Origin of the sequence: Anabaena azotica FACHB-119, from assembly GCF_014697625.1 — a bacterium.
Classification (GTDB): domain Bacteria; phylum Cyanobacteriota; class Cyanobacteriia; order Cyanobacteriales; family Nostocaceae; genus Trichormus; species Trichormus azoticus_A.
In genome coordinates, this window is record NZ_JACJSG010000113.1 from 1 (window position 1) to 4,192 (window position 4,192).

The window sequence follows — 4,192 nt, forward strand, 5'->3', positions numbered from 1 at the left end:
TTCAAAGCTTTCACAAAGGAAAACTCATGTCTGAGAACCTTGCTAAGACGATATAAGTCTTTCTGCCCTACACCTCGGTTATCCATCCAAAAACGAATAGCTTTGTTGCGAACAAATTGACAGGTTCTCATCGCCTCATCAATGGCTGCATATTGAGTTGTTTTCCCTTTAGCTTTAAACTCTAAAACAATCATTTTATGTGGAAAACTCCTACGCAAATATTCTACCATAATCAAAGCCGTCCAAGAAGGACGGGGCTTTAGACCCTGTTTCTTGGTAAAGTCAAGGTGAATGATGCCAATGTCGTACAAACAGATATCCTTGCTGATAATGGCGTGATTCATGTTATTGACTCTGTTTTAATGCCGGCGATGGTGGCGGGGAAATAGGGGATATTCATCAGTGAACAGTTATCAGTTATCAGTTATCAGGTGATGTTAACTGTTCACTGATAACTGATAACTGACACACCTACTCTCCTAAAGCAATGATAGAACCACTACGTGGGGGGAGATTTAAAGAAAGTTGTTTTGTTGGTTCTGAGTTATCCCAGTTAATTTCAGCTTGACCGTATAGTAGCTTGTTGGGTTGAGTTTGCAAGCTGGTAGTATCTACGTTAGCTTGGGCTGGGGCTGTGCCGACGTTGACGGCAATAATTAATTCTTCTTTTTCTAAAGTACGGGCAAAAACATATAATGCACCTTGCGCCCAGAGAACTTGGTAGTCGCCTGTGCGTAAGGCTGGGTAAGCATGGCGCAGGGCGATTAACTGACGGTGAGCGTGGTAAATTTCTCTGTCCCAGTTAGCTTCTAAGGGGAAGCCCCGGCGAGAGTCGGGATCTATCGCTCCTGGTAAGCCAACTTCGTCGCCATAGTAGATACTTGGTGCGCCTGGAAAGGTAAGCAGTAAGAGGGTAGCTAACTCTATACTGGGTTTATCTCCGCCAGCAATTGACAGGAGTCTGGCTGTGTCGTGGCTGGCTAGTAAGTTGAGTTGGGTGAGCTGAATTTCCCAGGGGTAAAATTGCAGTAGTTCCTGAATTTTGGCGGCGTATTCGGCGGCGAATAGGGGTGGATAGGGTTGATAGTCGCGGCTTTGGACTTGTTCTAAGACTACGCGATCGCCTGCGGTAAAGGCAATTGTCGGCCCGGCAAATAAATAGTTCATTACGCCGTCAAATTGTGTCCCATCTAGCCACTTGCGGGAGTCTCCCCACACTTCCCCCACAATATAAGCTTCGGGGTTGATGGCTTTGACGCGATCGCGAAATTCTTGCCAAAAGCCAGGAGTAGTAATTTCAAATGGTACATCCAATCGCCAGCCATCTATGCCGAATTTAATCCAATATTCGGCAATTTCCATGATATATTCCCGCACTTCTGGATTATCGTGGTTAAACACAGGCAAAGCGCGATTATCTGCCCAGCCTACATAGTTCGCCGGAAACTCCCCATTATAGGGTGAGAGAGGCCAGCCTTGGATTTTGAACCAATTTACCCAAGGAGAATGAGGGCCATTTTCTAAAACGTCGTGGAAAAAGAAAAATCCTCGGCTGGAATGGTTAAATACTCCATCGAGGACAACTTTAATATCCCGCTCGTGGGCTGCGTCTAGTAGTTCTTTAAAGGCTTGATTACCACCCAGCATTGGATCTACTTGATAATAGTCGTGGGTATGATATCGGTGATTGCTGGCAGATTGAAAGATGGGTGTAAAGTAGATGGCATCTATGCCCAAATCTTGAATGTAGTCCAACTGCTCCATAATGCCCCATAAATCACCACCTTTGTAACCTTGCAGTGTGGGCATTGCGTCCCAGTCTTCCCAGCGTGCATCACGTAACAGACGCTTGCGGGGCTGTTTGCTTCTGGCAAAGCGGTCTGGAAAGATTTGGTAGAATACAGCTTGTTTCACCCAGTCTGGTGTTTGAATTTGCATGATTTCCCCTTAATACCTTCAGGTGCGATCGTTACAAATACTTGTCTATTTACGATTCTCACCTGTGGTAGAAAATTTTTAGTCATTAGTCATTAGTCATTAGTCATTGTCATTAGTTATTCTCCCTTACTCCCCTGCCTCCCTATCCTTCTTAAGGGCAGGTCTTTAATAAAGTAATAAGTGAGGAGTGTAAGATTCACGAAATTATTAGAGGATGTCTGAAAAGTTTTTCGTGTTGTATTCAAGACTAGTAGATCCCCTAAATCCCCCTTAACAAGGGGAGGCAGTGCGTTACCAACATCTTTTAAACTGATTGGGTGATAAGATCAGCAGCCCAACACATATCCTGTAATCGCAACCAGCCTCGCCATAAGGTCTGCCAACCGGGCAAACCATCGGATTTTCGGCCAAGAAAACCACCCAAACGAGCGATCGCTAAAAAGAAATCACCTCGTAGTCGTACCACTCCGTGGAAGCAAGCTACGCCTTCGCATAGCGTCCCGTAGGGAATGTAGAGAAGTAGTCGAAATGCGTCTTCTAAATAATTTAGGACTTACGCAACTGGCATATTTTTTTTGTAGGGTGTGTGAGGAGCGAAAATATTTGAACCTAGTCATGAGACTTGTAGCGTCACGCACCAACCACCAATTGTGACACTTGCGTAAGTTCTGTAATTGTGTCCACCTAGTTACTTTAACTGGAGTTGTGCGTCAACGGGCAATCTACTATAGTACCAAGCTTCAGGAATCAAATCATACTCACCGGCTTGTTGTGCAGGGAAATCTCCAGCTTCGATTCTGGCAATAATGTTTGGTAAGGCTGCAAGAAATGCCGGACTTCTATCTTTAGGGTGTAGTGTCCATGCAGCAGGATTAGTTAAATTTGCCCGAAAATAATCTGTCTGTTGTAGTTGAAGAGTTACCATGATTTCCCAGGAATCTAACTTACCTTTACCAGTAAGATTACTGAGAGCAGTTTTTATAGGGGTAGGTAAGCTATTTATCCATGTTGTCTTGTAGTCACGCCAAAGCACAGGCATGGGAAGAAACTTATCAAAACGCTTGCGATTTATTAAATAAACTCTACTGCCAAAGGTTTTAAAAACATCATAAGGCTCTGTCTTTTTCTTATTTGTTGGTGGGCCGGCTAGTGGTCTAACAAACATCATTTGTGGATTTTCTTCCATTAATTTAACGGCTTCGGCAATCCAATTATGATTAGGCTTTTGATACATCAACATATCACTATCGAAGTGTAATATATAGTCGCTCTTACATTCTTCGATACTAAAAATAGACCCTAAAATTGGATAACCTTTATAGTTATGAGTAAAGCGAATTGGGGTACCGAAATGTTTCTTATAAACTTGCTTATGATAATCGGCAGCGTAATTTATATCGACCACACGATCCACAACACCGGCTTGCAATAACTTTTCTGTACACTCACGCAATTCTTGCATTGTACCGATAAAAGGACGAGTTACCTTATCTCCCATCAATGGTGCTGTGTCAACTGCTAGAACTACCTCCTCAAAAGGGTAATTATTCACTTTTACTAAATGAGGAATTGTGTGTAAAAGAAAAGTTGTATCTGGACGCGCTACAAAAATCCATAGTGAACAACTGGGATTTGTCATAAATAAAAATTATCCTGTGCATATTTGTACTTATTTCACAGTATATTACGAGAAGTTACTTAAGTAAAACCCCTTATGTACATTAAAAATGCCTTTAGATTAAGACGTGCGTGAAGAGGCGCTGGGCTGTGCGCCTCTTCAGTAATAAACATTCTTATGTGATTAATTATTTTTTGATTAACCAATCTATAGGAAAAATTAAGATTTCTTAAAGATTTTGTTGCGCGGCTACCATTAAATTAGTTAACCCTCAAGGCTCAGTTCACATTATACGTAAGTACAATCATTGCAATCTCAACTATATTGCCCTATGTCTCTGCTATTCGCCGATAAATCCCCTGTGAGCGTTGCATTAATTTGTTGTCTATTAACTCCCGCCGCAGAGTAGCGCAGTCAGGATGATAATTCTTGAGAATCGCATTTACCTCACTTTCTGGGTAATTGACTCCCACAGAGAATTGATTTGCTAACCATTTGAGAATGACCGATAATCCATGCAGCGCAAGCCCCTGGCTTTTAGACATGGGGTAAGCGATGGCGCGATTTTAATCGCCGTCAAGTATTCTTTTGGTTTTGAATATACTCCTTAACTGCCTCTAGTGGCGCGCCTCCCAC

Annotated in this window: 4 protein-coding genes and 2 pseudogenes; 1 reads left to right on the top strand and 5 read right to left on the bottom strand. The window is 42.7% G+C overall.

Annotated elements, in window-relative coordinates:
• Positions 1-230 (bottom strand): annotated as a pseudogene (locus H6G83_RS34575) (RNA-guided endonuclease TnpB family protein); the annotation flags it as partial.
• 45 nt (positions 231-275) lie between these two features.
• On the opposite strand from H6G83_RS34575, the pseudogene H6G83_RS34580 reads away from it, so the two are divergent.
• Positions 276-389: pseudogene (locus H6G83_RS34580) on the top strand (fasciclin domain-containing protein); the annotation flags it as partial.
• A gap of 82 nt (positions 390-471) precedes the next feature.
• Here the strand turns inward: H6G83_RS34580 and H6G83_RS34585 are convergent.
• The 4 genes from H6G83_RS34585 to H6G83_RS34600 form a co-directional block, all read right to left on the bottom strand.
• A complete protein-coding gene (locus H6G83_RS34585; protein WP_190480678.1) occupies positions 472-1,938 on the bottom strand; it encodes a glycoside hydrolase family 13 protein in 1,467 nt (488 codons plus the stop codon).
• A 304-nt stretch (positions 1,939-2,242) separates the two neighbouring features.
• On the bottom strand, positions 2,243-2,404 hold the full coding sequence (locus H6G83_RS34590; protein ID WP_390823488.1) for an IS4 family transposase: 162 nt from the start codon (positions 2,402-2,404) through the stop codon (positions 2,243-2,245).
• Between the two features lie 222 nt (positions 2,405-2,626).
• Positions 2,627-3,577, bottom strand: coding sequence for a hypothetical protein (locus H6G83_RS34595; RefSeq protein ID WP_190480680.1), 951 nt, complete (start codon positions 3,575-3,577; stop codon positions 2,627-2,629).
• A gap of 308 nt (positions 3,578-3,885) precedes the next feature.
• Positions 3,886-4,101, bottom strand: a complete 216-nt coding sequence (locus tag H6G83_RS34600; protein ID WP_190480682.1) for a DUF2087 domain-containing protein — start codon at positions 4,099-4,101, stop codon at positions 3,886-3,888.
• Positions 4,102-4,192: the final 91 nt, after the last annotated feature.